A 23841-nucleotide genomic window follows, 5' to 3' on the forward strand; every position below is an offset into this window, starting at 1 on the left:
CAACCCCTAAACCAAAGTAAGGACATAATATTTATTTACATTATTTACTTATCATGAAGGATTATACGAATATACATCCAAAGAAAAAGTGAAAGTAACAAGTACACAAAAAAATGGGTGCTTGTTATTTTTCTGTTTTTAACTATAGATAATCTAGTGTAAAAATAAGACTGTCTATAGTGGTTTATTCTCATGAATAAATAATGGTATATCTTTGCAGGTAAATTCCTCAATAAACTTTCTATTAAACAAAATGAAATATTAAGTAATTGGTCTGGGTAGTTGAGAAGGGAAAAGAAATAGACATGTTGAATTAAAGACTGATAGATAAAAATGAAGGTGAGGTTTTATCTTGCTTGAATTACAGAATCGCTTAAATGAATTTACTAATATGCATGATGGATTTATTAAGGATTGGAACCATGCAATGAGTTCAGGTGACACCTCCTCAGTAGAACGAATGACTGAAGATTATTATGTTGCTTTTTTTAATAGCGGAAATGAAAATCCTATTATGTTCTCAAAACAAGAAGCTATAGATGGTATGCAACAATCAGTTCGACATTTCCTAGGTGCAAGTAAGAGGTTTGAAAATAGATTGATTCGATTAAGGAACAACGAAAATGCGGTAGTATTTTATGAACAATTGATTGTAAAAGATGAGGAAGTGTTAGCACGATTATTTACCATCGAAAATTGGAATCTACGGAACGAAAAATGGGTGATTGTAAGGGAAATAGAAGAGCCAATTAATTAGTTTTAAAACAACTAACTAAAAGATAGAGTTTCTATATAAATAATAAAACTATTTTTAGGTAGAATTAGGAGAAATCTACTTAAAAGGTATGAGGAGAATAATCATGATGGAACAAACAGCATTATTAATTATTGACTTGCAGGTTGGTGTTCAGCCTGTAAATGCAGCACTTTATAACTTAGCGGATGTATTAAAAGGAGTTAATGAAAGAATTCGTTTATTTAGAGAGAATAACAACCCAATCATTTTTGTACAACATAACGAGAGTGATCTGGTTCTTCATTCTCCTGAATGGCAACTGTTTCCTGAACTGGATGCTAAAGAAACGGATCTCTATATCGATAAAACACATGCAAATTCATTTTACAAGACGGAATTGCAAGAACAACTAAAGAGATTTAATATAAATAAACTTGAAATTTGTGGAGCACAAACGGAATATTGTGTAGATACAACTATTAGAATGGCTCATGGATTAGGATATGAATTATTTATGAAAAAAGGGTTAACTACCACCCTAAACAATGACTTACTAGGAGCTAAAACAATCATTGAACATCATGAGAATCTCTGGAACAATAGGTTTTTAACTTTTTTATAGAATAAAATAGTGTTTATAGCTCTTAGGGAGATAAATTTATTTCTATTGAGTTTGCTTTTGCAAATAATTGCTTGAGAAAACAGGGAGTTGCGACCGGCGACTCTTTTTTTCGTTATTCAGCTAAGTAGGCATTATATACAGTATGATTTTTTACCGTGTTAAACATTAGCAAAAATACGAAATATAGAAATTAACAATTTTAACTACAGTTCTTCTAGCAATGGTTTTTAGATAAAATGTATAGATGTTAATATTTATACATTTTTCTAAACTTTGCTTTACTATACTAACGGGAAGGTTAGTTGCACAATTAAGCTGGAAGACTTTCAATAAAAAAGACTACTTTAAACAAGTAGCCTGTAATTATAACTTTTATTTACAATATTCAATAATTTTACTGTCTACCTTTTTCTCTATATTACTAAGAGTTGTTTGATTGGATAAAATTTCACGTTTATTTTCTTCAATCATCTTATTCAAATTTTTATTGATCTTCTTCATGAATCCACTTCCCTTTCATGATGAATGTACCACAAATGTAGAAATTTGTCGAATTGGTATTTACTCAAAGAGCTTTATATTTCAACCGATAGAATATTAATTATGAATATCCATAGTCACTACTTTTTATAGAATACCTTTGAAAGCTAATTCAATACTTTTGGAATGGCTTGGCTTGTGTCCACTGTGGAAGCACATCAGTGAAACGCAACGGCAAATATCGCACTAGACAACGCTATCTATGTAAGGATTGCGGTAAAACCTTTAATGATATGACCAATACACTATTTTCAGGTTCACGTTATCCGGAAAAATGGGTGAAGTATATTGAATTTATGGTTGGTGGTCTCACACTGCCAAAAATCGCTGAACGTCTAGATAGACACATTTCAACCGCATTTTATTGGAGACATAAGATATTGAATGCTTTAGAATTGCACGGATTTAATCAATTAGAAGGTATAGTGGAAAGTGATGAAACCTTCTTTCGTGAGTCTTTAAAAGGGCGGGAAGTGACTAACCGAGAGTCTAAAAACGGAAGAATCCTGACGATAAAAGAGGAATATCTGACCTTAAAATAGCTGTTGTAGTAGCTCAAGACCGTAATGGAAATATTGTTGCTAAGAAAGCAGGCACTGGTCGTGTTAAAGCAACAGAAATTGATGACGCAATCGGGGCATACATTCCTAAGACTGCTGTTCTATGTACGGATACAGCTAAGAACTATAAGAAATTCGCAAAAATCAAAGGGTTAATTCACGAACCCATTAACAATAGCAAAAAGGAACGAGTAAAGAAAGGGATATATCATATACAACACGTTAATAGTTTTCACAGCCATTTAAAAACTTGGATGCGTAGATTTCAAGGTGTTGCGACAAAATCCCTTGATAATTACCTTTATGGTTTAGATGGCATGAATTAGGTAAGCATTTGTCCTTCGAAAAACGAGTAGAACATCTGCTTATTTCTGCCTGTCAAAAATCAAGCTATAATAAGGTTGAAATATTTAGAAGGGCATAAAAAATGACCTCCATTAGAGGTCATTAAAGGTTTTTTTACTGGTTACCTTATTGAAGCGGCATTGTAAAATCATCAATAATTTCTACTACTTCAATTTTCCCATTAATCAAAATCTCAGGGAGCTCATTTTGTGTATTACCATTCCAATACTCTCTAGCTTGTTCGATTTTTCGGGAGAACGGAACCCCATCTTCCTTTGGTAAAAGATTTCCGTCACCCTCAAAGTAATTCCCGTTCACTTTAAGTTTTACTATCTGTAAAACTTTTCTGTTGTAAGAGTCAAATAACTCTTTCCATTTAAGAGCGTCTTCATAGCTTTTAGCTGCGTAAAGGCAAGACAGCCTTGAAGGATAATCAGGAAACTCTTGGAGTCTAACCATTTCAACTATTACTTCTCTAATAGCCCTGATTGTTTGGTCAACATATTTAATAGCTACTTCTGCATCTTCTTTATCTAAGTTCAGTCCTTCACCCGTATAGTTCCCAAACAAAATCTTTGTAAAATCTTCTCTTTTAGAATTTAATCGCTCCCTTTCAAAGAAGAAACTGTACAAAGTATTTTTCTGTTTATTGTCAAAATTAATAACTTGTCCAAGGTTCATTTTGGTTCTAGTAACAATGTGATAAACAATAAAATCATTCTTAGCCATAAATCTGCCTCCCAATGTTTATATATCTATTCAAATTATAACGATTTTTTTACAATAAGTGCTTAAAAACAACAAACTTAACGAAAACAGCGTTTGAATAAGAGAAACTTATTCTTCGCTTAAAACGTATAAGTATTGAGTTGAAATAATGCTGAGGTGATTAGATGTATTGGAAACTAAGGATTCCTTTATTTTTACTTGTTATAGGTACAATCTCTGGTCTTGTTCAAAAATTCCCTGAAATCTTTTTTGTAAATACATCATATTTCATAAGAAGTGCAGCCTTTATTAGTCTAGTTGGAATTATTTTTACTATTTTTGAAAAGATCAGATTAAATGAAAAGAAGATCCATTTTACTATCGGTATTGGTTTAATCTTCTTAGGTATTCTAATTGATTATTTAATGGTTTAGTTGGAGAGAGAAAGATTGTGAAATGTTGTACTTAAAGTAACGTAAGAGCGATTGTGGCATAAGCATCTAAATATTCAAGCTCGAAATAGAAAGGTTTTTCAAAACTATTTATTTCGGGCTTTTTGATTTTCCTTTATTCAACTTAAATTCCTTTTTTTAGAAGTTTTGATTAAATCCCTTTTAAAGCGGAATTGGCATGAATATATAGGATATTTTGCGAATTTAATTAATTAACAATCTTTAACGGTCTCAAATATCCTGCTTATTGTTATTCAAGGTTAAAACTAGCTAGAGGGGGAATTTACCATGATTGGATTAATATGTATTATTATTGCATTTTCACATTTAATTTTAAGGATAATCATTGTTGGATCAGAAAGAAAAGAACTCTCTAGAAGAAGGCAAGACAGTTGACCTTTGGGGGAAGGTAATACTTTCAGCTCTTGGAATCATTACTTTCATTTTTATTAATATTGAGAGTGAAGCAATGAAGTGGTTTTGGATTATTTTTATAATAGCTGCATTGGGATTCCAGTCATTTGTAGATTTGAAATAGCTAAAGGAGTCGAAACGATATATTGTTTCACTAATTGTATTAATTATTGGTGTTACATTAGTTTATTTTCTCCTCTAAAATACATTTCACAATAAAATATTTTAAAAAAAGAAGAAAAATAAATGATCTAGTGGCTCTTCTTTATCTTAGTTTGATGATTAACTAACGTAAGGGCATTACTTCCAAAGGCAGGAAGTAATGCTTTTTTTGTTGAATTATATAAATTAAGTATGAATTGGGAGATAAATGATGGGGATGAAAATAATGGCTATTATTGTAGGTGTTATAATAAGTTTTATATTAGGCTATTTCTCAATGATATTTTTTAATAATACGAATACCAATACTCATATTTTACTTAGTCTGTTTTGGTTTATTATCCTTATGTATATTGATCTAAGAAAAAACGAAAAAAATAAAGCAGAAAATGAGATGGATGAAAATTAAAGGAACTAACGTTAGAGCTTTACTCCAAATAAGGAGTAAGGCTTTTTTAATAGAAATGACTATGGAGAGTTATATAGATAAAGGAATTTAAGGGGATTTAAAGAACTATTCTTATAACCAATATTAAAGAAGTAAATAGAATGAATGATTATATTAAAACAATGCAAAAGATGATAGGGCATGAAACACTGCTAACAGTAGGTTGCGGTGCAATTATTTTAGATAAGTTTGGTCGTATCTTATTACAACGGAGAACGGATCTTGATATATGGGGAATTCCTGGGGGGATTTTAGAGTTAGGGGAGACATTTGAGGATACTGTTAAAAGAGAAGTTTTAGAAGAAACCAATTTATCCATAAACAGTGTTAAATTATTTGGTATATATTCAGGTGAAAAGGGGTTTGCACAATATGGTAATGGCGATAAAGTGTTTAGTGTTCAGATTATTTTTTATGTAGATGAATACGATGGAACTTTACAAGTTAATCACGAGAGCCGCGAATTGTGTTTTTTTTATAAAGCTGAGTTACCTCATAACTTAAATCCACATCAAGCTCCATTTATTTTCGATTGGTTAAATGGAAATGAAACTCCCGTTATAAAGTAGTGGTTCTTAAGGAAGTAACGGAGTGATTGTTGCTTAAGCTGCTTATATAGAAAGTCTAGAATATACGAGTTTTTATTTATGAAAACTTGTTTATCTCGGCTTTTTTGAACGAGATCCAGTAAAGTGCAGGTTACTTGATGAAGTTGTTAAAGTGCAAATTGTAAAAATATGCTAATGTAAAGAGAGTTTCGGAGGGAGAAAGAAATTATGTGGTCAACATACAATGTCTATAATCTCGCTACTTCAGGGATATTAATTTTATTTCTTTATATATTCGCTGATTTATTAATCATCGATTATTTTAGAAAAACGAAAAGAAACAATGTGAGAAGAGTTATTTTTTACAGTTTTATTTTTACCTTATAAACTTACTTCAACTTAAGACTGGAGGAATTGTCCTGCCACTACTAAATGAAAATGACACTGCACGTTCTTTTCATTCTGTTGGTGACTGGTTTGGTATTTACGATACCCTAGTTATGAAAACTTCCTATATTAATACTTTTAGTTTAATTCTAAACTTACTTTTATACATCCCATTAGGAATTTATTTAGCATATTTTTTAAACCGAAACATCTTAAAAAACTGATTTTAATTTTCCTCATAACTTGTTTAGGGATGCAATTTGTAAAATTCACATTAGAAAGTATCGGTTTAATAAATCCTCAAGGTTTTGGGTCTGTTCAAAATGTATTCATTATTGCAAGCTTTTTAGGTGGGATAATAGGCATTTTGATATTTAAAGTTCCGAGAAGAAATATCATAAGAATTTGAAATTAACGATAAGCGATTGTTCAAAAAGAACAGTCGTTTTTTTGTGTTAAGAAAGCAGGGTTAGTAAAAGAAGGAAAGATGACTGATTTATAGAATTTCTAAATTAAAGAAGTAAAAGGGTGAAAATTAAAATGATACTTGGTAACGAGCTGCTTATTAGACTTATGAATCATAATGATTTTTATTTAATGGTTAAATGGCTAAATGACCAAAAGGTATTAGAGTTTTACGAAGAACAACCTTCAAGCATTGATGTAGTGATAAAAAAATACGGTCCAAGGATTGAAGGAAAGCACTATGTTATTCCTTGTATAGTTGAGTACAAAAATGAACCAATAGGTTATATTCAATACTATGAAATACCAGAAGCCGAATTAAAGAAATACGGCTATAAAGTAAACAAAATTATCTATGGAATAGACCAATTTATTGGAGAAACGTACTTATGGGGTATTGGGATAGGTACCACAATGATTCAATTGTTGTTAGATTACCTTAGTGATAATAAAGGTGCCTCTAGAGTTTTATTAGAGGTGAAAAAAAATAATAATAGAGCAATTTCAAGTTATAAGAAATGTGGTTTTATAGTAGTTAAAGACCTAAACAATGATCTTAGTTTAATGGAGTGGCAGAAGAAATCCAACTAAAAGCAATACTATCCTAAGGAAGTAACGAAGAGCATTAGTCACACACCTAGATCGTTAAAAGCGGTCTCTTTTTTATGGAATTAAAGGGGCAGGTTTATATAATAAGGTGGAGTCGCTCATTTTTCTGGCAAATAGAGTGAGCTTTCTGGTACAAGAGTTATAATATTTAAGTTTTTTATAGAAAATAATTCAGAAATAGTTGCTTTTGTTAATGCGAATTATAATAAAAAATGTTTAGAAAGAGGGGTTTTTTATTGAAGAAGCTAGTGCTACTATCCCTTTTTAGTATATTTTTTCTTTCTGCATTTGCGAAGCCACTGGAAGTCGTGCCATTTTTACGACCGTTTGTGAGTGGGGTAACAGAACATACAAATGTTCCGGTTTTGTTGCCGACCTATTGGAATGTACAGAAAAGTAAATCAAAAAAGCAAACTTCTGTAAAGGTGAAAGCTTATGAAAATGAATACATGATTTATTTTTTATCAACAGATAAGCCATATCGAAATGACCCAGAATTATTCCCTCCACCTGATTCAAGTCGAATCGGTGAACTGGCAGGTTATGTTGGTAGTGTTACACGCAGTGACCGACCGAATGAATTTGTTTTTTACAAACAGAAAGCCGGCGTTAAATTATGGATTCAACCAAGGATTAGATCTATCATTTACGCAAAACACGGACCGTGGGAAATGCGTTTTGATGGTGATAATGGGGATGAGCCCTATCAACAGGTAGATGATTTGTTTGGCGCTATGAAAAAAGCGAATTGGCTAAAAAACAAAGACATTCACGAAGGAAGTATTAATATTCGAGGTACAATAAGTGAAGCATACACAAATTTTGATTGGGAAACAGATGATGGATTTGTTTATCATTTCTACTATAAAGGTCCCATTAAGGAAGCGGTAAAAATTTTTGATAGCCTACAATATGTTGAATAGTACCTTCCGTGTTGCTTATTTTTAATTTCAGGCTCCTGCGGAGAGTTACTACAGCGAGTGTAACAAGACATAAAAATAAAGCTTTGGATATACGATGATGTCCAAAGCTTTTTCTTAAAATTATAATGTTTTAACTTGTTCAATTTTTAATCCGAAAATTTGAGGAGGTTCAATTTTGTTTATTTGCAAATAAGTTGAGATTTGTCCAAGATGATGGATTTCATGTTCTGGAATTGCCATAAGTATCCTCCAAACACTAACTTCATGACCATGAAGGGTTATGACCTTTTTTGTCAATCCATCGTTGCCAACTTTTAATAGACCCTCTGTTAGTTTAATCTGACATGCCTCTAAATAATTTGAAATATCCTCAAGAGAAGCTGCCTTACTAGTATCATGTCCTGTGTATGTCCATGAACCATGTTCAAATATTCCTAGAAACATCAACCGAGATGAGGCGATATGTCGCAATAAATCACCTGTTGAAAATTTATCTTCAGAAGGCTTCAATCAAGGAGTTCATTAGGTATTGTTTTTACATATTGCATCGTACGTTTATGAATCCCATCTAAATATTTTACATATTCCTTTATATCATGAATCATGTTTACACTCTCCAATTTTTCAGACCTTTGTTACTTTATATTCTTAATTCAGTGGAAATAATCCTTTAACGAAACCATTAACAAATGATTTTGTTATTCAACTAAACCAGTTAATAGAAGCTCTAACCTTAAGGAAGTAACGTAAGAGCGTTAGTGTAACAATAGGGGCTGCTGTTGCAACCTCCTTTTCTTATGCAAAGCTGAAGCAAATTTAAAAAAGTAATAGCCCGACCGATTTGGTAGGGCATTTTGGTTATTTTTGTTTTGCAATTTCATTTCTATTAGGTGCAAGTGGAGGTTGTTCTAACCATTTATTTTCTACCATTAGATCAAACCAATTTTTTGTAATCAAAAGATTTTGTAAGATAGTTGACTCATAAGTTGTCACAAGGTCTGTTCTCATCGATGATGCCAGCCCTGCGCCATGATAATTTTGTGCAGCTTGAAACAAAAATCCCATATGATACAGTAATAATTTATCGGAGAATGGGGATTCAGTTGAAGGTGAAACTTCTGTTTCTAAGGATTTCGGAACTGGTAAGTTATCAGCTTGCATTATTTTGGCAAATGCTTTTATTTGTTCATCAGCAGTGTTTTCTGATCGAGTTAAAAATTTTCTAACCTCTTTTGAACCTGCCACCTGACTGAATGAAATAGAAAGGGTTTTTGTCAGTATACTTTTTTTGAGATTTAAAGAAATACTAATGATTTCTGTCGCTGCAAGGGTTCGGCCCTTCCCAAAATAACCATCTTTAAAATCTTTGCTTGAAATATATTCTGGCCGTTCATATGCATAAAATAATGGGTCTCTCTGAAAAATTCCCTTTTCAAGCAATAACTCAATAGTTTGATGATACATCTTTTTGGCGTCATTATCGCATGTGTCGTAAAATTCCCTTAAGTCTTTCCTTACAGAAATGCCTAAAGCTGTAGAGTGCCCTAATAATCCATGTAAAGACATTATGTGTAAATAATTCAGGCAGAATTCATCTGTAAACAATCTCTTTTTCCCTAAATATAAGTCGTCTTCATTAAATCCAATTGGGACAGGAAATCCTTCATTTTCAAAAAAAGTCTTAATTTGTTTCTTCTGTTTTTCGAATGTCTGAATAGCATCATAAAAAACAGCTTTTATTGCTTCATCTTCAATAATGGAGTACATATATCTATTTATTAAGTCCGTCGCTGTTCCATTAATATACTCAGCCCATAAGGAACCTATTTCAGAAGATGTAAGTTTTAATTTTTCCGTATCCACATTATCACCTCGCAGGTATTATTTCCAATTTCCGATGGGAGTATTATATTGCTAATTCATTTGGAGAAATATATTGTGAAGAAATATATATAAAGTAACGAATGGAAACCTAGCTATATCGAAAAGAAAATAAATAAACAAAGCTTGTTTTAAAAGTTTGTTGCATTTTGAAATCAAATAATTTCAACCTCTTATTGTATTTTAAGAAATCGACTCAACCTTAAAGGAACCGTTTTTTTTTATGAATCTTCAATTTAATTAAATAAGCAACGAATTACGGAAAGAGCTAAACAAAGAAAGCATATGGAAGTAACGTAAGAGCTTTACTTCATAAAGAAGTATTGCCTTTTTAGGTACTAAAGGTGCAGGTTTGTTTTAGATGAATGAAAGGGACAAGGTGTGATTTGGTAATGGATATTATTACATTTGGAAAAAAGGAAGAAGGCAAAGAGTACATAATAAGACCTGCTGTTTATTGTGTGATGTTCAATGGCCTGAATAATAAAGTAGCTATTATTCAAACAGGTGATGGAAAGTATTTTCTTCCGGGTGGTGGAATAGAAGGTAATGAGACACACGAGGAATGTCTAAAAAGAGAAGCCTTAGAAGAAATGGGACTGGACATTAAAATTGTTGATTTTATAGGATGTGCTAATAGATATTTCTATTCTACAAATGAATTTAAGTATTATCTAAGTGAAGGCTATTTTTATATTTGCGAAATTGTTAAGAAAGTAAGTAACCCAATAGAGGAAGACCACTTTTTAAAATGGATTAAACCATCTCAAGCTATACATAACTTATTTCACGAACATCAGAGTTGGGCAATTAGTGAAGCTCTAAAGAAATATAGATTATTCAACTAATGGAGAGCGTTTTTTCCATAACAATACATTATAAGAAGTCCAAAATATGCAGGATCTTATTCATATCCTTGGCGTATCTTGGACTTTTTGGTTTGTAAACGGCATTAAAAGAGCAGTTTAGTTTAAGAAGGAATTGGATTTTTGTGGTAAAATATTATCATTACTTTTTCTTTGTTCAGGGGATATTTAGATTGAAAAACAGTAAGGGGCTGAGTTGTTATGAAAAATAATAAAAATATGACTCTAACGATTTTTCTGTCTCTTTTCTTGCTTATATTTCTTTCTGTGTTTATATACATAATGTATAGTTCGGGAGCCAGTCCTTTAATAATTTTAGGGATTTTAATTTTGGCTATAATTCTTTTTTATCTTGGACTTATGTAGATTTCTGTATGCTGAAATTTTCGACTTACCAATCCGATTATTGTTATTACTATTACCTCTAAATCCAAATTTCCTATATAACTAACGAAGGCTATTCTTTCATAACAACCGATACCAATAAGCTGAAAATATACAAGTTTTTATTCACTACTTGTGACTTCAGCTTTTTAAATTGCCATCGAAAAGCATAGGGAAGGTTAGTGCAGGAGTCATTACTGAAACTTTTCATTAGCTATATGCGTAATATTATTGATAAGGAATTGCAATTAAACAATATCATTGTGAGGGATTGAATATGAATAAAGGTAAGAACTATTTATCTTATGTATTCCTAATAATACTAATATTCGCATTATCGGCTTGTACTCAAAGTAATCATTTCGAGTTGTATGAAGGGAAATCTTTAAGAATAGCAGTAGTTGGAGAAACACCAGAAGTGAAAGAGAAACAAGTTACCTTTAGTGAAATTTCTTTCGACGAACTAACAGACGAGGAAATAGGCTCATATGATGCAGTCTTTATAACAGAAGAAAATCTTCCCCAAGCTGCTGAAAGCAAGTATGCAAATACTTACTTAGACTCAACTATTCCTTTCTTTTTTGTTTCAGCCAATAGTCATATCCCTTTTACTGAAAAAGAAACAGAATTTAATGAGTCTTGGAATTGGACTACTGGCAATAACTATGCTGTTGGGGTTATTACATCAGACGAAGATAAATCATTAAAAAGTTGGGGATTTGGATTATATAATGATTTAAAAACGGATGAAAACATAAAAGAGTTATATTCAAGAATTTTTAAAACTATTGAAGGATTGAAGTAATAAAAATTACTTTAGTAATCAGTCTTGAAGCTAGAGCTGCAAAGGCATTGAAGAATACTTTTTAACTGAACATCAACTAACGGAGAGCTATTGTTAAAAACAAAAGGTTGCTGCGGAGCCCTCTTTTTTCTCAATAATTACAGTTTGTATTTTAATTGTTCCTGCATTTTTCTATCTTTGTTGAAAATAATAAAATAGGGGTGATAAAATGGCAACTGCTAAAATCGGGGACAATATATTATTTAAGCGTGAAGGGCAAAGCTATAAAGGTAATGTTACGGTTGTTAGAGAAAATTCTGTTATTGTTGAGTACGGATACAATAAAGAAAAAAACCAACCACTTATAACCATTGTCAATCATAAAAATTATAAAATTACTAATGAGGCTTTGTGAAAAAATATACTCAAAGTAACGGTTAGCTATTCTTCCATAACAAAAGCTCAATAAGTTGAAAACATACAAGTTTTAATTCACTACTTGTGTTTTCAGCTTTTTATTTTTTGTTCAGAAAGAATGGGAGAAGTTAGTGGGTTAAGATTTATGGTATATATAGTAAATAGATGTCCTATGTAGGGAGAGGAAAATGTGAAAAAAGTTTATTTTATTCTTATCAGTCTTATATTAATGCTTATTGGATGTAGTACCAATATATCAACAGATCCCATAATTGAAGAAAAACAATCAGATGATTTTAAGTTAGTCATCAATACAGATAAAGGGGTTTATAAGACAGGAGAAACCATAGAAATAGAGTCTTACTTAGAATACCTTGGAGAAGAAGAAATACAGTTAAATCAGGAACCTATTATCACGATTATTATTAGAAATAAAGAAAATGGAAGTATTATAAAGCAGGTTGATTTTGATAATGTTAAAACAACAATGGAAAAAGGAGAAAAGTTCTCCCAAAATCTAGTTGATTTTAACCTTGAAAAAGGAGAATACGAATTATTCGTACAAATGTCACCTACTACTGTCGGAAGAACTACATATAGTTTAAATACGATTCCGAGAATTTTAAAAGTAAAATAATGTAGCGATAACTTTATCGAGAAGTAACGGAGAGAAATTGTTCCTCAACAAATTATTTGAAGAAGTCCAGGCAAGGTTTGTTTATATCTATTTCTCTTTTAGTCCACTTTTGTGTAGTAAGGATTATTAGTTTGCTAGTCTAACAAGGAATTATTTTTAGGAATAGAGATTAAACAGTATGAAATTTTTAGGTGGAAACCAATGATTAAACAACCTAAAATAATTTATTACTTGATGAAATTACTTGGATTAGCTATTTTTCTTGTTCCAATATTTCTAAAAAGATTAAATATTCTAACTGAAATGAGTAAGCCAATGATAATAATCTTAATTATTTAAAGCGGTTAGTAGACTTAATGTAAGAAAGACTTTTAAAAATAGGCTTTTTTCATTTTATAAGAGGTTTACCAAAAATATTAATGACATATTATGAAGTGAAAGGAGTGTTCCCAGAATGAAGGTGAGCATTTTTTTTATCGGCTTTATTCTTTTAATTTTGGCAATAGCTTTATTTATAGACTGCAGACGAAAGAGGAATAACAATAACCCACACATAACTATTGACCCAAGCACTAAGCCAGGCGAGAGTTCGAACTATATAATGGGAGATAACAAAGATATTGGAGGATTTCAATAGCTCTTACTCTATGCAACTAAGGGAAGAGCGTTAACAATTAAGACCATTCTTAAGAAGCTGAAGATATACAAGTTTTTATACATTACTTGTATATCTTCAGGTTTTTTTATATTTTTTATAGTTAATGACTGTGGAGACTTAATAATTGATGGAAAATGTAATTATAGCCGTTTTCATTTAAGTTATTAATAAAAGCTGTTTTCGGATAGTTTGTGGTTTTAGGGCTCTCCTAATAAGTGCTCAGCTCTTTTCTTCATTTCATAAGAGTTTAACACCCTATATTGTGAAATGCTTAATTATTAGTTACCAAAAAGCAACAATGTTTCAGAAAAGAGCCTTAATAAATATATATTTGAACCTTACATACTTTGAGATTCGTCTTTTATATAGCATAGAAAATGAAAGGGGGAAGACTGTGGAGCAAGATAGAAGTGAGAATTTGAATGAGTTTAATAAAATTGTTGAAACATACGTGAATGATATCCGAAAAATAGTGTTTTCATATGTTAAAAACTATCATTCAATGGAGGACATTACGCAGGAAGTTTTCATATCTGCCTATAAGAATCTTGAAAATTTCCGGGGGGAAAGCTCAATTAGGACTTGGTTATTAAAAATAGCAGTTAATAAATCAAAGGACTACTTAAAAAGCTGGCATTACCGTAAAGTTCAACTAACTAATTGGATAATAAAAGACGAACTAGTGAAAAAGGACGTTGAGGGAATTACCATAAGCAATTTTCGAGACAAAGAACTTGCAAATTTGATCATGCAACTCCCAGTTAAATATCGAGAAGTGATTATTCTTTATTATTATCAGGGGCTTGATACGAATGAAATTAGTAGTTTACTTAATTTAAGTGTGAATACTGTAAAAACAAGACTTATCCGCAGTAGAGACCTTGTGAAAAGGAGGTTTGACTTTTAATGGAGGGATATGATGAAAAATTAAAAAAGTCTCTTGATAATCACTTTTTCAATCAACTTAATTTGTCAGAAACAGAAGCAGCTCAGTTTGCTATTACAATAATAGAAAAATCTATGAAAAGTAAATCAAAGAAAACTTTTAAAAAATTCATTGCCCCCGCTGTAGCAGCGTTCTGTATGGTGATGATTTTGAGTGTATTACTTTGGAATTTAATTATTGACTCCAAGAGTGTTTCTGCTTCCATTGAAAAAATTGCTGTAGGCGAATTTGGTAAATCTGTCGTAATTCCTGAATTGGAAGAATACCCTATTATTTTTTCCGCAATTACGAAACCAGCTTTTCTAGATAATCCAAGTGATCTGACTATTTCGTATGGAAACGAAAAAGGTGAGATAGATCCACGATTTAAAAGTGACAATCAGCAAAAAAAGTGGGAAAAGGAACAGGAAAGTTTATTACTTTATGGTCCTTACCTTGGCAAAGAAGTAATCAATATTCAATACCGACCAGGAAGATTAGAATTTGGAAACAGCGGAGTGCAGAAAAAGGTAATAAATGGAATGACTGTTGAATATGAACATTTCAAAAGAGATGCAGGCGAGTTTGTTTTAGTAAATATTAATACAAAAGTTGGAGGATATAGCGTGCAAATGAGAATAACAGACGGGTTTACATTATCCGACTCCGAACAGGTTCTTGAGGAGATAACAAAACAGCTAAAAGACTTATAATAAAAGATATCGCTTCATGCTTATCTTGCTATTTGTTGGGATAATTCCTGTTCTGAATTCAGTATTCTAGTCTTTTTTTGTTAGGAACTAACGAAAACTATTGTAGCATAAGTAAATATTCAGAAAGCCGAAAATAAACGAGTTTTTATTCATCAAAACTTGTTAATATCGTCTTTTTTGGTGCGAATTTCGATAAAAAAGCAGTGTACTTTAACAATGACAATGGGTTTATATGGTAATCTTTACATTAAGGAGGGATAAACTTGGGTGATAAAAATGACATAAATAAGAAAGATAAAATATGGAAAATATGGGATAGCATATTCACGTCGGGATTATTGTCTTTTTTTATGGACTGCCAAGAAGCTCAAAATGATGATGAGAAATTCAAGCAAATGCTATTACAAATATCATTCGGTATTATCCTTTCAATGATTTTGTTAACCATTGGATTTTGGATAATGAACTAACAAGATCAATCAAACATAAATTAGAAATTCCAATAGTAGTAAATTGAAATATAAAAATTTGGAATAAAAGCTCGTATAAGGAGAAATAAAATGCCTGTGATTGAGCATCATCAATTTATTAAAGCTCCTATTGAAGTCTGCTTTGACCTAGCAAGGAACGTAGATGTTCATACTCAAACGACCTCTAAAACGAGAGAAAGAGCTGTTTCAGGTGTAACAAAAGGGTTTTTAGAACAAGGAGATACTGTTACATGGGAAGCCGTTCATTTTGGTTTTAAACAAAGGCTGACCTCTCAAGTGACATTAATGGAAAAGCCCCATAAATTTGTGGATATTATGGTGAGAGGAGCTTTTCAGTCCTTCGTTCATACCCATCAGTTTATTGAAGAAGCAGGCGGCACCTTAATGATAGATAGATTTGAATATAAGTCACCGTTTGGTTTACTTGGAGTTATTGCAGATAAATGGTTTTTGGAGAAATATATGAGAGAATTTATTATTTCTCGTGCAACTGCCCTAAAAGAGATTGCAGAAAAAAGTAATATCTAATATTAAATGAGGAACGTTTATGAAGAGGAGAATATTTTTAATTTTATCCGTTTAATATCATTGATTTTAGCAGTGTGCAATGAACCAAAAGAAATTAAACCTATTGATAACCAAAATGCTTATAATAAATTCCATATCAAACGGTCTCAATCAGCTGGAATATACAAGTTTTTATTCACAACTTGTGTTTACAGCTTTTTATTTTGCCTTTCGAAAGTATGGGGGAAGTTTAGCCTAATGCCATTCTTAGATATTAATAGATGAAGGGAATAACCTTTTAAATGAAGAATAAGTATTAACAAATAGAAAAGGAAAAATTGATTCAGAAAAAATGGAGGTTGGGGTATGAAAGAAAAGACAGAAAAAAGATTGAATGTCCCAGTTGGTTCTAAAAGCGCCATTACTTTTGGCTCTGCATTGGCCATTACAATATCTTGGAGTATTCATAAATCAGTTCTATGGGCAATCATTCACGGGTTCTTTAGTTGGTTCTATGTGATTTATTATGTTTTGACTAGGTAAACTCTTAGAGATCATCGAAAAGAAAGAGTTAATGAGAGGGATCGCTAAGTCGGTTCCTTTTTATTTTGCAATTAAGGGAGCGGGTTATCTACTTTAATCAAAAATTCCGCCTTCTAATATTGGTTTATATGAAATAGAGGTAATGAATGAGTTTTATAGAATTTATTATAGATAAAAAAGAGAAAAGGAGAAAATGAATAGTGAGTGAACAAATAATCCCAGGGTTAATTGCTTTTGTAATTGTTTTAATTTTATCTCCACTATTAATTGCTGCTTTGAGAAAACTTAGGCTCATTCAACCGATAAGAAAAGAACTTCCTTCAGATCATCAGTTAAAAAAAGGCACTCCGTTAATGTTTGGATTGATTCTTTTTGTAGGAATTATTGTATCAATACTTTTTTCACCTACTCCATTAATGTATTTCCTATCTATTACCTATATTCTTTTTAGTTTTGTTGGATTTTTGGATGATTTTTGGAAAGCTTCTCGTCAAGATCCAGGAGGGGTATCGAGTAGGACCAAACTTATTTTTCAATTTATCTTTACTGGATTTTTGCTTTTTTACGTGATTAACGAAATAGGCATAGACACCAGGATTAATATTTATAAAAATATTTCCTTGGATCTTCCAATGGTTTTATATGTCATTATCATCACCTTATTTATTGTAGGTTCTGCAAATGCCATAAATTTCACGGATGGTTTAGACGGTCTTTTAGGAGTTGTTGCAATCCCTTCATACTTTTTCTTTTTTATGGTTTCAGCCAGTTCTGAGGTGAAAATTTTTAGTTTAATTATGATTGGATGTTTACTCGGCTTTCTTATTTATAACATATATCCTGCAAAAGCTTTTATGGGGGATACGGGATCATTAGCTATAGGGGGATCGCTTTCGTTTCTTGCTGTTATGGAGAAAGTTGAAATTTTAATTCCCATTTTGTTCTTTATCTATTTCGCTGAACAACTTTCGGTTATTTTACAAGTTTCGTCATTTAAACTTACTCATAAGCGAATTTTCAAAATGACACCGATTCATTATCATTTTGGCTTAAAGTATGGGTGGTCCGAAACTACAATTGTCACGGTTTTTGGATTTATTTCTTGGTTTTGTGCTTTTATCTGTTTAGCTTATTGGAGATTTCTTCTAAATCCATAAATAAAGATATAATCATTCCAATGAATATTAGAGGTAACCAGGCAATGCATAATGCAGAAAAGAAATACCAAGGTCGAAAATCTGCCACCGCATAAATGGATGTACTAATTAATACCCCGATCATTAAATAAATGAAGATGAAATTCATTTTGTTATCGAACTCCTTTTTAATATTATAAAAAGGTGCACTTGTAGGGGTACCATATTTTGGTATAAAATTAAGGTTATTTATGTACTAAATGTTTGGATCCTCCCAACATTGAGTCTCTTTACCGATTTTGGAAATGTTTCGGAATTTAAACCAACAGAGGTACAGCTGAATAATTCAAATGCGATGTTGGATGAAGTGATTTCTTGGAGCGAGCATAAAAAACAATAAGATAATTTTTTTTAATGAGTATCAGGCGCAAATAACGTGTCTGATATTTTTTTTATCCTTAAAATTGAGGTCCAATTTGATCCTCGCCTTTCAATAGTATCTTGAAGTACTGCCCCTTAAAATGTCGCGAAAACTCTAACAAAGTTATACAATTTTCCTAGATCTGTTTAACCAAGGTTGTCCTAACCATTTATTGGCATATTGATATTTATTAAATAATATGAATAGAGTAATTGGTTGATTATTGGAGGGATTGGAATGAATGGAAATGAACAATTACATACTGATACAGGTGTTACCTCAGTAATGTTTGTTGAGCGTTCCTTAAACGAAATACGTTTTTGGGCTAGAATCATGAAAGAGCATTCTTTATTTCTTCGATTAGGTTTTAGAGCTGAGGATACTCAACTCATACAAGAGGCTAATCAATTTTATCGAATATTTGAACAAATCGAACAAACTTCACATTCCTTTAATAATCAAACGGACCCAGAACAAATAAGAAGATTTAATTCAGAAGTTCAACTAGCCGCATCTAATATTTTCTTATTTAAACGGAAAGTATTAGGATTAATTCTTACATGCAAACTACCAGGTGCAAATAATTTTCCCTTATTAGTAGACCATACCAGCAGGGAAGCAAATTATTTTAGAAAACGATTAATTGAATTGAATGAAGGAAAATTGCAACCGCTCCCAGATGCCATTATTAAAGAAAATGTCTTTTTCTTAAGGATTATGGCCGACCATGCCAAATTTATTGGTCATCTCCTTGATCCGTCCGAGAGGAAACTAATAGATGTAGCACGGAACTTCAGTAACGATTTTGATCAATTGCTGTATCAAGCAAGGGACATAGAATCTATGAAGCCACAATCTCAAACCGTCCCACTTTTAGATCAATTCCTGGATCAAAATCGGGTGTCGGTCGCATCTCTAAGGGACTTCAAGAAAACAGCCCGTGATTTAATTGAACAATGCAAGATTAAGAGTATTATTCACCCTTTGTTGGCAGACCATGTTTTCCGTGAAGCTGATAGATTCCTTGAGATAATTGATATGTTCGATGCTCACCTTACAAGCAATAATCCTCAAACTAGGTAGTGTATCAATCTCTAAAAATTGTGTATTAAAATCAAAGAACCAACCTTATATCAAAAAAGGTTGGTTGTTTTTTTATGGTTGGTTGCCAATTACCAACTTTTATTAAAAAATGCAATTTAGCTAACTAAACGAGGAGCTATAGAGATAACAATATATCATCCCCAAAAGTTTAAATCCAACTAACAGGAGGTTTTACTAGTTGTGCTTTTATTCCGAGATCTTTTGCAGCGGCTAGAATGAATTCTTTTCTAAAGAAATAGCTTTTATGACTTACTATTTTTCCGTTTTCGATTTCTTGAATTTGAATATCATGAATTTCGTTATCTTTTGTCTGAATAATAATGACTGGGTTACCCCAAAGAAACGCTTCTACAGCAAGGTGACCAGGTAATCCAAATTTAAGAGACCCTTTAAGCATTTCATCTTTTGAAAACTCCTGAAATCCAAGACAAGCTTCATTGTGTGCTTGATCGCTAAATAATTTTAGTAAACTTTCTAAATCACCATTATTAAAAGCTTTTAGGTATGCTTGGATAGTGGCATTATTATGATTTGATTCTAGAGTAGCTTTGGTTTTAGAAAAATCTACAGAGGATAAATTCTTTCTGGCACGTTGAATAGAAGAATAAACACCACCCGGGGTACTTTGAACAATACCAGCTACCTCTACTGCATTAAATTGAAAAATATCCATTAAAAGAAATGCTGCTGCTTGTTTTGGAGTTAAACATGATTCCAAACAAGATAAAGTTTCTTCTAATATCAGATTGTCTGAAAAGTCTATACTGGGCTCAGGAAGTTCCTCCAAAATTCCTACACTACGTTTAACTCTTCTACATTGGTCGAACCATGTATTAGTTGCAATCTTGAATAGGTAGAATTTTTTATCAGTAATTTCGCTCCATCTATTCGGAAGAAGTCCAAAGGATTTAATCATTGTTTCTTGGAAAAGATCTTCTCCATCCCAGGGTGAACCAGTAATATACCTACAGTAATTCCATAAATCCTCGGAGTAACCAGAAACAATTTCCTCAAAATGTTTTCTATTTTTACGGGTTTTGTCGATTAAATCATTGTAGATTATTGTTTGTTCCATTTTAAATCCTCCCTTTTAAATATCTTACAATATTAAGACGATTTACTATAAAGGAATTATACGGGCAGAAAAAAATTTTTTTGGGTAAGTATCTTTATTTATGTAGGCTAATGCAGAAGGCTGGAATATAAGTGGTAGAAGGAATTTGTCATCATTAATGGTATTATTATTTATAAAATAAAAAAAACAAAAATTTCAGATTTTATTTGACTATTACAAAGGAGTATATAAATGAGAGATAATAAACTGCTTATTACCTTCAAAAGTGATCTTTATCATTATTCATTGGAACAGCTAAGATATATCTCGGAAGAAGGGGTTTGGTCTATCGGACAGATGTATGACCATCTAATTGTTGTTGCCCATGAGTATCTTGATAATATGGAAATATGTGCTGCATTAAATGAGGAACAACCCCTTGGGAAAACCCAGTTTGGTGAGCAATTATTTAGGAACGGAGGCTTTCCGCCTATTAAAATAAGATTACCAGATGAACTAAATTCTCCACCAAATAATTCAGAAAGCAAGGAAGAACTAATTAGCCGGATGGATCAGTTAATTCAAAGATTGAGTCATTGGGAATCGAAAGTGGATGATATGAACCCAAATAATAAAGTTGAACATGGAGGGTTCGGCTGGCTGAATGCAAAGGAATGGTATGATTTGGTTGGAATGCATTTTCGTCATCATCTGCGTCAAAAAGATGAGTTGGAAAGATATATATAATACTATTTATTATCATTAATTTAAAGAGGAGTAACTTATGTGCAGAAACATTAAAACACTATTTAATTTTGATCCACCAGCTACCGAAGAGGAAATTCATGCAGCTTCTTTACAGTACGTAAGGAAGATAACTGGTTATAATAAACCTTCAAAGCTAAACGAAGAAGCATTTAATCGAGCGATCAATGAAATTACAATGGTTACTATAAATTTATTGAATGCAATGGAAACTAACTCTGAACCTCGTAATCGGGAGGACGAAGCTGAACGTGCGCGTATCAGATCAGCTAAAAGGTTTGGATCAAATAGTGGGGATTAGTGTTAATTTTAAAAGAACAGTGAAAAAGCATTAGAAAATAATAGTAATGGTTGTAACGAAGTGCGTTTCTAAAATAAGTGGAAACGCCTTTTTTATTGAAGTAACAGGTTAGTAGGTTGTAATGGATAATATGAATTGAAGATGCAAAATCTTAATAAAAGTGGAAGGTTAGCTTAAGAAGGATTTTCTTTTCAGAAGTAGAATAGTAGAAAAGATATGGAATTACTTTTAGGGAGAAGTATATGAGTTATAAAATTGTTTTTTTCGATATTGATGGGACCCTTACGAATCACGAAGATGGCAGCATTCCTCATTCTTCTATTGAAGCTATAAAAAGTTTGAAAACCAAAGGGATTAGAGTTGTAGCTGCAACAGGAAGACCGTTATCAATGTGCAAGGAACTACAGGAACTAGGCATAGAAACATTTATAACAGCAAATGGTGGATACGTAAAGCACGTTCAAGAGGTTATACATAAAGTACCGATGGATAAAAAGATTTTTCAAGAGGTTATAGAATTTGCCAAATTAGAGAATAACGGTTTGTCTTTCTATACAGAAAAATTTAGTATGAATGGTGTTAATGAGAAGGAAATTCTAACGGCATTGAAGGAAACTTTGTCTCTAAATGAGTATCCTGAGACTAATGATTTCATTCATAAAGAAGACGTCTTTTTAATGTGTTTGTTTGCGAATGATGAAACGGTAGAGAAGTATAAACAAAAGTTTCCGCAACTAACATTTAAGAGATGGCATCCTTATGTGTTAAATGTGTTACAGGAGGATGTTTCAAAGTCCTTAGCTATAATGAAAACTTTAGATTTCTTTGGTATCGATAAATCGGAAGCTATCGCATTTGGTGACGGTGAAAATGATATTGATATGTTGGAATTAGTTGGGTTAGGTATAGCAATGGGAAATGGAAACCAAAAACTTAAAAATATTGCGGATTTTGTTACTAAGCCATCTAGTAAAGATGGAATTGACTATGCATTGAAAAAGTATGGAATTATTTAAACTATTAATACCAATTTCGAACAGCATTCGTTCTATTAAGATTATCGCTGTTTTTCTTATTGGATTGAGGTTTCACCAACGGATGAGTTTCTTCGGGAGGATAACCACCACACTTATGGTTGGACTCCCAATAACAAACTAGGCCGATTCAAAAAATGTGAAGGGAATTTATTATGAGTACGTTTGTTTATATGGTGAGACACGGTGATTCACCGAAGATAGGAAATGATAGAACAAGAGGATTAACCCAAAAAGGTGAAATGGATGCACAAAGATTAACTGATATATTGAAAGATGAAAATATTGATGCAGTGGTTTCAAGCCCATACATACGGTCTATTTTAACTGTTGAAAAGTTAGCTAAACAAATAGGAAAAAAGGTGTTAGTGTTCGAAGATTTAAGAGAGAGAATATTTTTCTGATGAAAATCGACTATCAGATATAGAATTGGATCCACTCCTGGAAAAGTCATTTTCTGAATCAAACTACTCACTAGAGGGTGGAGAATCAAATGCTGATTGTCAAAGAAGAGCAATAGAAGTAGTAAAGCAACTATTAGTTACTTTTAAGGATAAAAAAGTAGTAATAGGTACGCACGGGGCTGTTATGACTTTGATGATGGGATATTTCGATAGCAACTATGATTTAAATTTTTTACATAGTACATCAAAACCAGATATTTATAAAATGGAATTCAATGAACAGGAATTGGTCAACGTTCAAAGATTGTGGAATGAAAATATTGGATGAAAAAAACAACAATTGTTCAGATGTTTGGTGGTGTCTTGCTATTAGCCTCTACATTTGTTGGTGATATTAGAATTGAATGATATTTAAAAAATAGATACGAAAAGGAGTAGATTTTGAATGGAAAAAGTCACACCATTTTTAATGTTCCAAGATGGTAAAGCAGAAGAAGCAATGAATTTTTACACATCTCTGATTGAAGATTCAGCCATTACAAATATTGTTCGATATGGTGCAAACGAAAGTGGGGATGAAGGAACTGTTATGCAGGCTACCTTCACCTTAAAAGGTCAAGAATTTATGTGCATTGATAGTAATATAAAACATCAGTTTACTTTTACACCTTCGTTCTCCATATATGTTACTTGTCAAACTGAAGAAGAACTTGACCATCTTTATCTGAAACTGAACGAAGGTGGACAAGCACTGATGCCACTTGGAGATTATGGATTTAGTAAGAAATTTGGCTGGCTAAATGACCGATTTGGAGTTTCGTGGCAACTAAATTTACCTAAATAATTGTTCTACAATAAAAAGTATAAATTGATTTAAATACGAAGGCTAATCTTACA

The 23841-nt window shown here is 31.9% G+C and carries 28 protein-coding genes and 2 pseudogenes; 25 read left to right on the forward strand and 5 right to left on the reverse strand.

The features are described 5' to 3' along the window. Positions 1–352 precede the first annotated feature (352 nt). Together ACSBPO_RS10035 and ACSBPO_RS10040 are read left to right on the forward strand one after the other, a co-directional pair. Positions 353–757, forward strand: a complete 405-nt coding sequence (locus ACSBPO_RS10035; protein ID WP_442599909.1) for a hypothetical protein — start codon at positions 353–355, stop codon at positions 755–757. A 106-nt stretch (positions 758–863) separates the two neighbouring features. Beyond that, positions 864–1358 (forward strand): cysteine hydrolase family protein, encoded by a 495-nt coding sequence (locus ACSBPO_RS10040; protein WP_442600343.1) that lies wholly within the window; start codon positions 864–866, stop codon positions 1356–1358. A gap of 372 nt (positions 1359–1730) precedes the next feature. Here ACSBPO_RS10040 and ACSBPO_RS10045 read toward each other — a convergent pair whose 3' ends face one another. Then, positions 1731–1859, reverse strand: a complete 129-nt coding sequence (locus tag ACSBPO_RS10045) for an FbpB family small basic protein (RefSeq protein WP_442599910.1) — start codon at positions 1857–1859, stop codon at positions 1731–1733. Positions 1860–2017: 158 nt separating this feature from the next. Between ACSBPO_RS10045 and ACSBPO_RS10050 the strand changes: the two are divergent. Then, positions 2018–2882: pseudogene (locus ACSBPO_RS10050) on the forward strand (IS1595 family transposase); the annotation flags it as partial. Between the two features lie 47 nt (positions 2883–2929). Here the strand turns inward: ACSBPO_RS10050 and ACSBPO_RS10055 are convergent. Next, the gene (locus ACSBPO_RS10055; protein WP_442599911.1) at positions 2930–3532 is read right to left on the reverse strand and encodes a DUF2441 domain-containing protein; all 603 of its coding nucleotides are present in this window, start codon (positions 3530–3532) and stop codon (positions 2930–2932) included. 164 nt (positions 3533–3696) lie between these two features. Here ACSBPO_RS10055 and ACSBPO_RS10060 point away from each other — a divergent pair, with 164 nt between their 5' ends. From ACSBPO_RS10060 to ACSBPO_RS10085, 6 genes are all read left to right on the forward strand, one after another. Then, positions 3697–3945, forward strand: coding sequence for a hypothetical protein (locus tag ACSBPO_RS10060; RefSeq protein WP_442599912.1), 249 nt, complete (start codon positions 3697–3699; stop codon positions 3943–3945). Between the two features lie 367 nt (positions 3946–4312). After that, positions 4313–4501 (forward strand): hypothetical protein, encoded by a 189-nt coding sequence (locus ACSBPO_RS10065; protein WP_442599913.1) that lies wholly within the window; start codon positions 4313–4315, stop codon positions 4499–4501. Positions 4502–4765: 264 nt separating this feature from the next. After that, complete coding sequence (locus tag ACSBPO_RS10070; RefSeq protein ID WP_442599914.1) at positions 4766–4948, forward strand: hypothetical protein; 183 nt, start codon at positions 4766–4768, stop codon at positions 4946–4948. A 140-nt stretch (positions 4949–5088) separates the two neighbouring features. Beyond that, positions 5089–5556, forward strand: coding sequence for an NUDIX hydrolase (locus ACSBPO_RS10075; protein ID WP_442599916.1), 468 nt, complete (start codon positions 5089–5091; stop codon positions 5554–5556). A 906-nt stretch (positions 5557–6462) separates the two neighbouring features. Next, positions 6463–6978 (forward strand): GNAT family N-acetyltransferase, encoded by a 516-nt coding sequence (locus ACSBPO_RS10080; RefSeq protein WP_442599917.1) that lies wholly within the window; start codon positions 6463–6465, stop codon positions 6976–6978. 254 nt (positions 6979–7232) lie between these two features. Then, the gene (locus ACSBPO_RS10085) at positions 7233–7919 is read left to right on the forward strand and encodes a hypothetical protein (RefSeq protein WP_442599918.1); all 687 of its coding nucleotides are present in this window, start codon (positions 7233–7235) and stop codon (positions 7917–7919) included. Positions 7920–8039: 120 nt separating this feature from the next. Here ACSBPO_RS10085 and ACSBPO_RS10090 read toward each other — a convergent pair whose 3' ends face one another. Both ACSBPO_RS10090 and ACSBPO_RS10095 read right to left on the reverse strand, forming a co-directional pair. Beyond that, a complete protein-coding gene (locus tag ACSBPO_RS10090) occupies positions 8040–8429 on the reverse strand; it encodes a DinB family protein (protein WP_442599919.1) in 390 nt (129 codons plus the stop codon). A gap of 348 nt (positions 8430–8777) precedes the next feature. Next, positions 8778–9782, reverse strand: a complete 1005-nt coding sequence (locus tag ACSBPO_RS10095; RefSeq protein WP_442599920.1) for a DUF3231 family protein — start codon at positions 9780–9782, stop codon at positions 8778–8780. A gap of 410 nt (positions 9783–10192) precedes the next feature. Between ACSBPO_RS10095 and ACSBPO_RS10100 the strand changes: the two genes are divergently transcribed. The 11 genes from ACSBPO_RS10100 (at position 10193) to ACSBPO_RS10150 (ending at position 19365) form a co-directional block, all read left to right on the forward strand. After that, positions 10193–10648, forward strand: coding sequence for an NUDIX hydrolase (locus ACSBPO_RS10100; protein WP_442599921.1), 456 nt, complete (start codon positions 10193–10195; stop codon positions 10646–10648). A 679-nt stretch (positions 10649–11327) separates the two neighbouring features. Further along, the gene (locus ACSBPO_RS10105) at positions 11328–11855 is read left to right on the forward strand and encodes a hypothetical protein (RefSeq protein WP_442599922.1); all 528 of its coding nucleotides are present in this window, start codon (positions 11328–11330) and stop codon (positions 11853–11855) included. Positions 11856–12063: 208 nt separating this feature from the next. Continuing rightward, positions 12064–12249 (forward strand): DUF2187 family protein, encoded by a 186-nt coding sequence (locus ACSBPO_RS10110; RefSeq protein ID WP_442599923.1) that lies wholly within the window; start codon positions 12064–12066, stop codon positions 12247–12249. 192 nt (positions 12250–12441) lie between these two features. After that, positions 12442–12888: a hypothetical protein gene (locus ACSBPO_RS10115; RefSeq protein WP_442599924.1), complete on the forward strand. Its 447-nt coding sequence runs from the start codon at positions 12442–12444 to the stop codon at positions 12886–12888. A gap of 1052 nt (positions 12889–13940) precedes the next feature. Beyond that, entirely contained in the window at positions 13941–14453 is a 513-nt protein-coding gene (locus ACSBPO_RS10120; RefSeq protein ID WP_442599925.1) for a sigma-70 family RNA polymerase sigma factor, read from the forward strand. Next, a complete protein-coding gene (locus tag ACSBPO_RS10125) occupies positions 14453–15184 on the forward strand; it encodes a hypothetical protein (RefSeq protein WP_442599926.1) in 732 nt (243 codons plus the stop codon). Before ACSBPO_RS10120 ends, ACSBPO_RS10125 begins: the two co-directional genes overlap by 1 nt. 263 nt (positions 15185–15447) lie before the next feature. Further along, positions 15448–15654 (forward strand): hypothetical protein, encoded by a 207-nt coding sequence (locus ACSBPO_RS10130; protein ID WP_442599927.1) that lies wholly within the window; start codon positions 15448–15450, stop codon positions 15652–15654. Positions 15655–15744: 90 nt separating this feature from the next. Then, a complete protein-coding gene (locus ACSBPO_RS10135; protein WP_442599928.1) occupies positions 15745–16203 on the forward strand; it encodes an SRPBCC family protein in 459 nt (152 codons plus the stop codon). Between the two features lie 345 nt (positions 16204–16548). After that, positions 16549–16725, forward strand: a complete 177-nt coding sequence (locus tag ACSBPO_RS10140) for a hypothetical protein (RefSeq protein WP_442599929.1) — start codon at positions 16549–16551, stop codon at positions 16723–16725. Between the two features lie 200 nt (positions 16726–16925). Next, complete coding sequence (gene mraY, locus ACSBPO_RS10145) at positions 16926–17882, forward strand: phospho-N-acetylmuramoyl-pentapeptide-transferase (RefSeq protein ID WP_442599930.1); 957 nt, start codon at positions 16926–16928, stop codon at positions 17880–17882. 637 nt (positions 17883–18519) lie between these two features. Beyond that, a complete protein-coding gene (locus ACSBPO_RS10150) occupies positions 18520–19365 on the forward strand; it encodes a DUF2935 domain-containing protein (protein WP_442599931.1) in 846 nt (281 codons plus the stop codon). Positions 19366–19534: 169 nt separating this feature from the next. Here ACSBPO_RS10150 and ACSBPO_RS10155 read toward each other — a convergent pair whose 3' ends face one another. After that, on the reverse strand, positions 19535–20461 hold the full coding sequence (locus ACSBPO_RS10155) for a sigma-70 family RNA polymerase sigma factor (RefSeq protein ID WP_442599932.1): 927 nt from the start codon (positions 20459–20461) through the stop codon (positions 19535–19537). A gap of 231 nt (positions 20462–20692) precedes the next feature. Here ACSBPO_RS10155 and ACSBPO_RS10160 point away from each other — a divergent pair, with 231 nt between their 5' ends. From ACSBPO_RS10160 to ACSBPO_RS10180, 5 genes and pseudogenes are all read left to right on the forward strand, one after another. After that, a complete protein-coding gene (locus tag ACSBPO_RS10160; RefSeq protein WP_442599933.1) occupies positions 20693–21187 on the forward strand; it encodes a DinB family protein in 495 nt (164 codons plus the stop codon). 37 nt (positions 21188–21224) lie between these two features. After that, positions 21225–21506 carry a DUF2277 domain-containing protein gene (locus ACSBPO_RS10165; RefSeq protein WP_442599934.1) on the forward strand — a complete coding sequence of 94 codons (282 nt, stop codon included), beginning with the start codon at positions 21225–21227 and terminating at the stop codon, positions 21504–21506. 242 nt (positions 21507–21748) lie between these two features. Continuing rightward, positions 21749–22522: a Cof-type HAD-IIB family hydrolase gene (locus ACSBPO_RS10170; RefSeq protein ID WP_442599935.1), complete on the forward strand. Its 774-nt coding sequence runs from the start codon at positions 21749–21751 to the stop codon at positions 22520–22522. Positions 22523–22695: 173 nt separating this feature from the next. Further along, positions 22696–23272, forward strand: a pseudogene (locus tag ACSBPO_RS10175) (histidine phosphatase family protein). 117 nt (positions 23273–23389) lie between these two features. Further along, entirely contained in the window at positions 23390–23788 is a 399-nt protein-coding gene (locus ACSBPO_RS10180; protein WP_442599936.1) for a VOC family protein, read from the forward strand. The last annotated feature ends 53 nt before the right edge of the window (positions 23789–23841 follow it).

Origin of the sequence: Neobacillus sp. D3-1R, assembly GCF_052180215.1 — a bacterium.
Classification (GTDB): domain Bacteria; phylum Bacillota; class Bacilli; order Bacillales; family Cytobacillaceae; genus Pseudoneobacillus.

Bases quoted from the DNA above. Each gene is read 5' to 3' on its own strand.
- ACSBPO_RS10040 (WP_442600343.1), top strand. From the start codon at position 864: ATGGAACAAACAGCATTATTAATTATTGACTTGCAGGTTGGTGTTCAG.
- ACSBPO_RS10045 (WP_442599910.1), bottom strand. From the start codon at position 1,859: ATGAAGAAGATCAATAAAAATTTGAATAAGATGATTGAAGAAAATAAA.
- ACSBPO_RS10055 (WP_442599911.1), bottom strand. From the start codon at position 3,532: ATGGCTAAGAATGATTTTATTGTTTATCACATTGTTACTAGAACCAAA.
- ACSBPO_RS10060 (WP_442599912.1), top strand. From the start codon at position 3,697: ATGTATTGGAAACTAAGGATTCCTTTATTTTTACTTGTTATAGGTACA.
- ACSBPO_RS10070 (WP_442599914.1), top strand. From the start codon at position 4,766: ATGGCTATTATTGTAGGTGTTATAATAAGTTTTATATTAGGCTATTTC.
- ACSBPO_RS10075 (WP_442599916.1), top strand. From the start codon at position 5,089: ATGAATGATTATATTAAAACAATGCAAAAGATGATAGGGCATGAAACA.
- ACSBPO_RS10080 (WP_442599917.1), top strand. From the start codon at position 6,463: ATGATACTTGGTAACGAGCTGCTTATTAGACTTATGAATCATAATGAT.
- ACSBPO_RS10100 (WP_442599921.1), top strand. From the start codon at position 10,193: ATGGATATTATTACATTTGGAAAAAAGGAAGAAGGCAAAGAGTACATA.
- ACSBPO_RS10105 (WP_442599922.1), top strand. From the start codon at position 11,328: ATGAATAAAGGTAAGAACTATTTATCTTATGTATTCCTAATAATACTA.
- ACSBPO_RS10110 (WP_442599923.1), top strand. From the start codon at position 12,064: ATGGCAACTGCTAAAATCGGGGACAATATATTATTTAAGCGTGAAGGG.
- ACSBPO_RS10125 (WP_442599926.1), top strand. From the start codon at position 14,453: ATGGAGGGATATGATGAAAAATTAAAAAAGTCTCTTGATAATCACTTT.
- ACSBPO_RS10135 (WP_442599928.1), top strand. From the start codon at position 15,745: ATGCCTGTGATTGAGCATCATCAATTTATTAAAGCTCCTATTGAAGTC.
- ACSBPO_RS10140 (WP_442599929.1), top strand. From the start codon at position 16,549: ATGAAAGAAAAGACAGAAAAAAGATTGAATGTCCCAGTTGGTTCTAAA.
- ACSBPO_RS10150 (WP_442599931.1), top strand. From the start codon at position 18,520: ATGAATGGAAATGAACAATTACATACTGATACAGGTGTTACCTCAGTA.
- ACSBPO_RS10155 (WP_442599932.1), bottom strand. From the start codon at position 20,461: ATGGAACAAACAATAATCTACAATGATTTAATCGACAAAACCCGTAAA.
- ACSBPO_RS10160 (WP_442599933.1), top strand. From the start codon at position 20,693: ATGAGAGATAATAAACTGCTTATTACCTTCAAAAGTGATCTTTATCAT.
- ACSBPO_RS10165 (WP_442599934.1), top strand. From the start codon at position 21,225: ATGTGCAGAAACATTAAAACACTATTTAATTTTGATCCACCAGCTACC.
- ACSBPO_RS10170 (WP_442599935.1), top strand. From the start codon at position 21,749: ATGAGTTATAAAATTGTTTTTTTCGATATTGATGGGACCCTTACGAAT.
- ACSBPO_RS10180 (WP_442599936.1), top strand. From the start codon at position 23,390: ATGGAAAAAGTCACACCATTTTTAATGTTCCAAGATGGTAAAGCAGAA.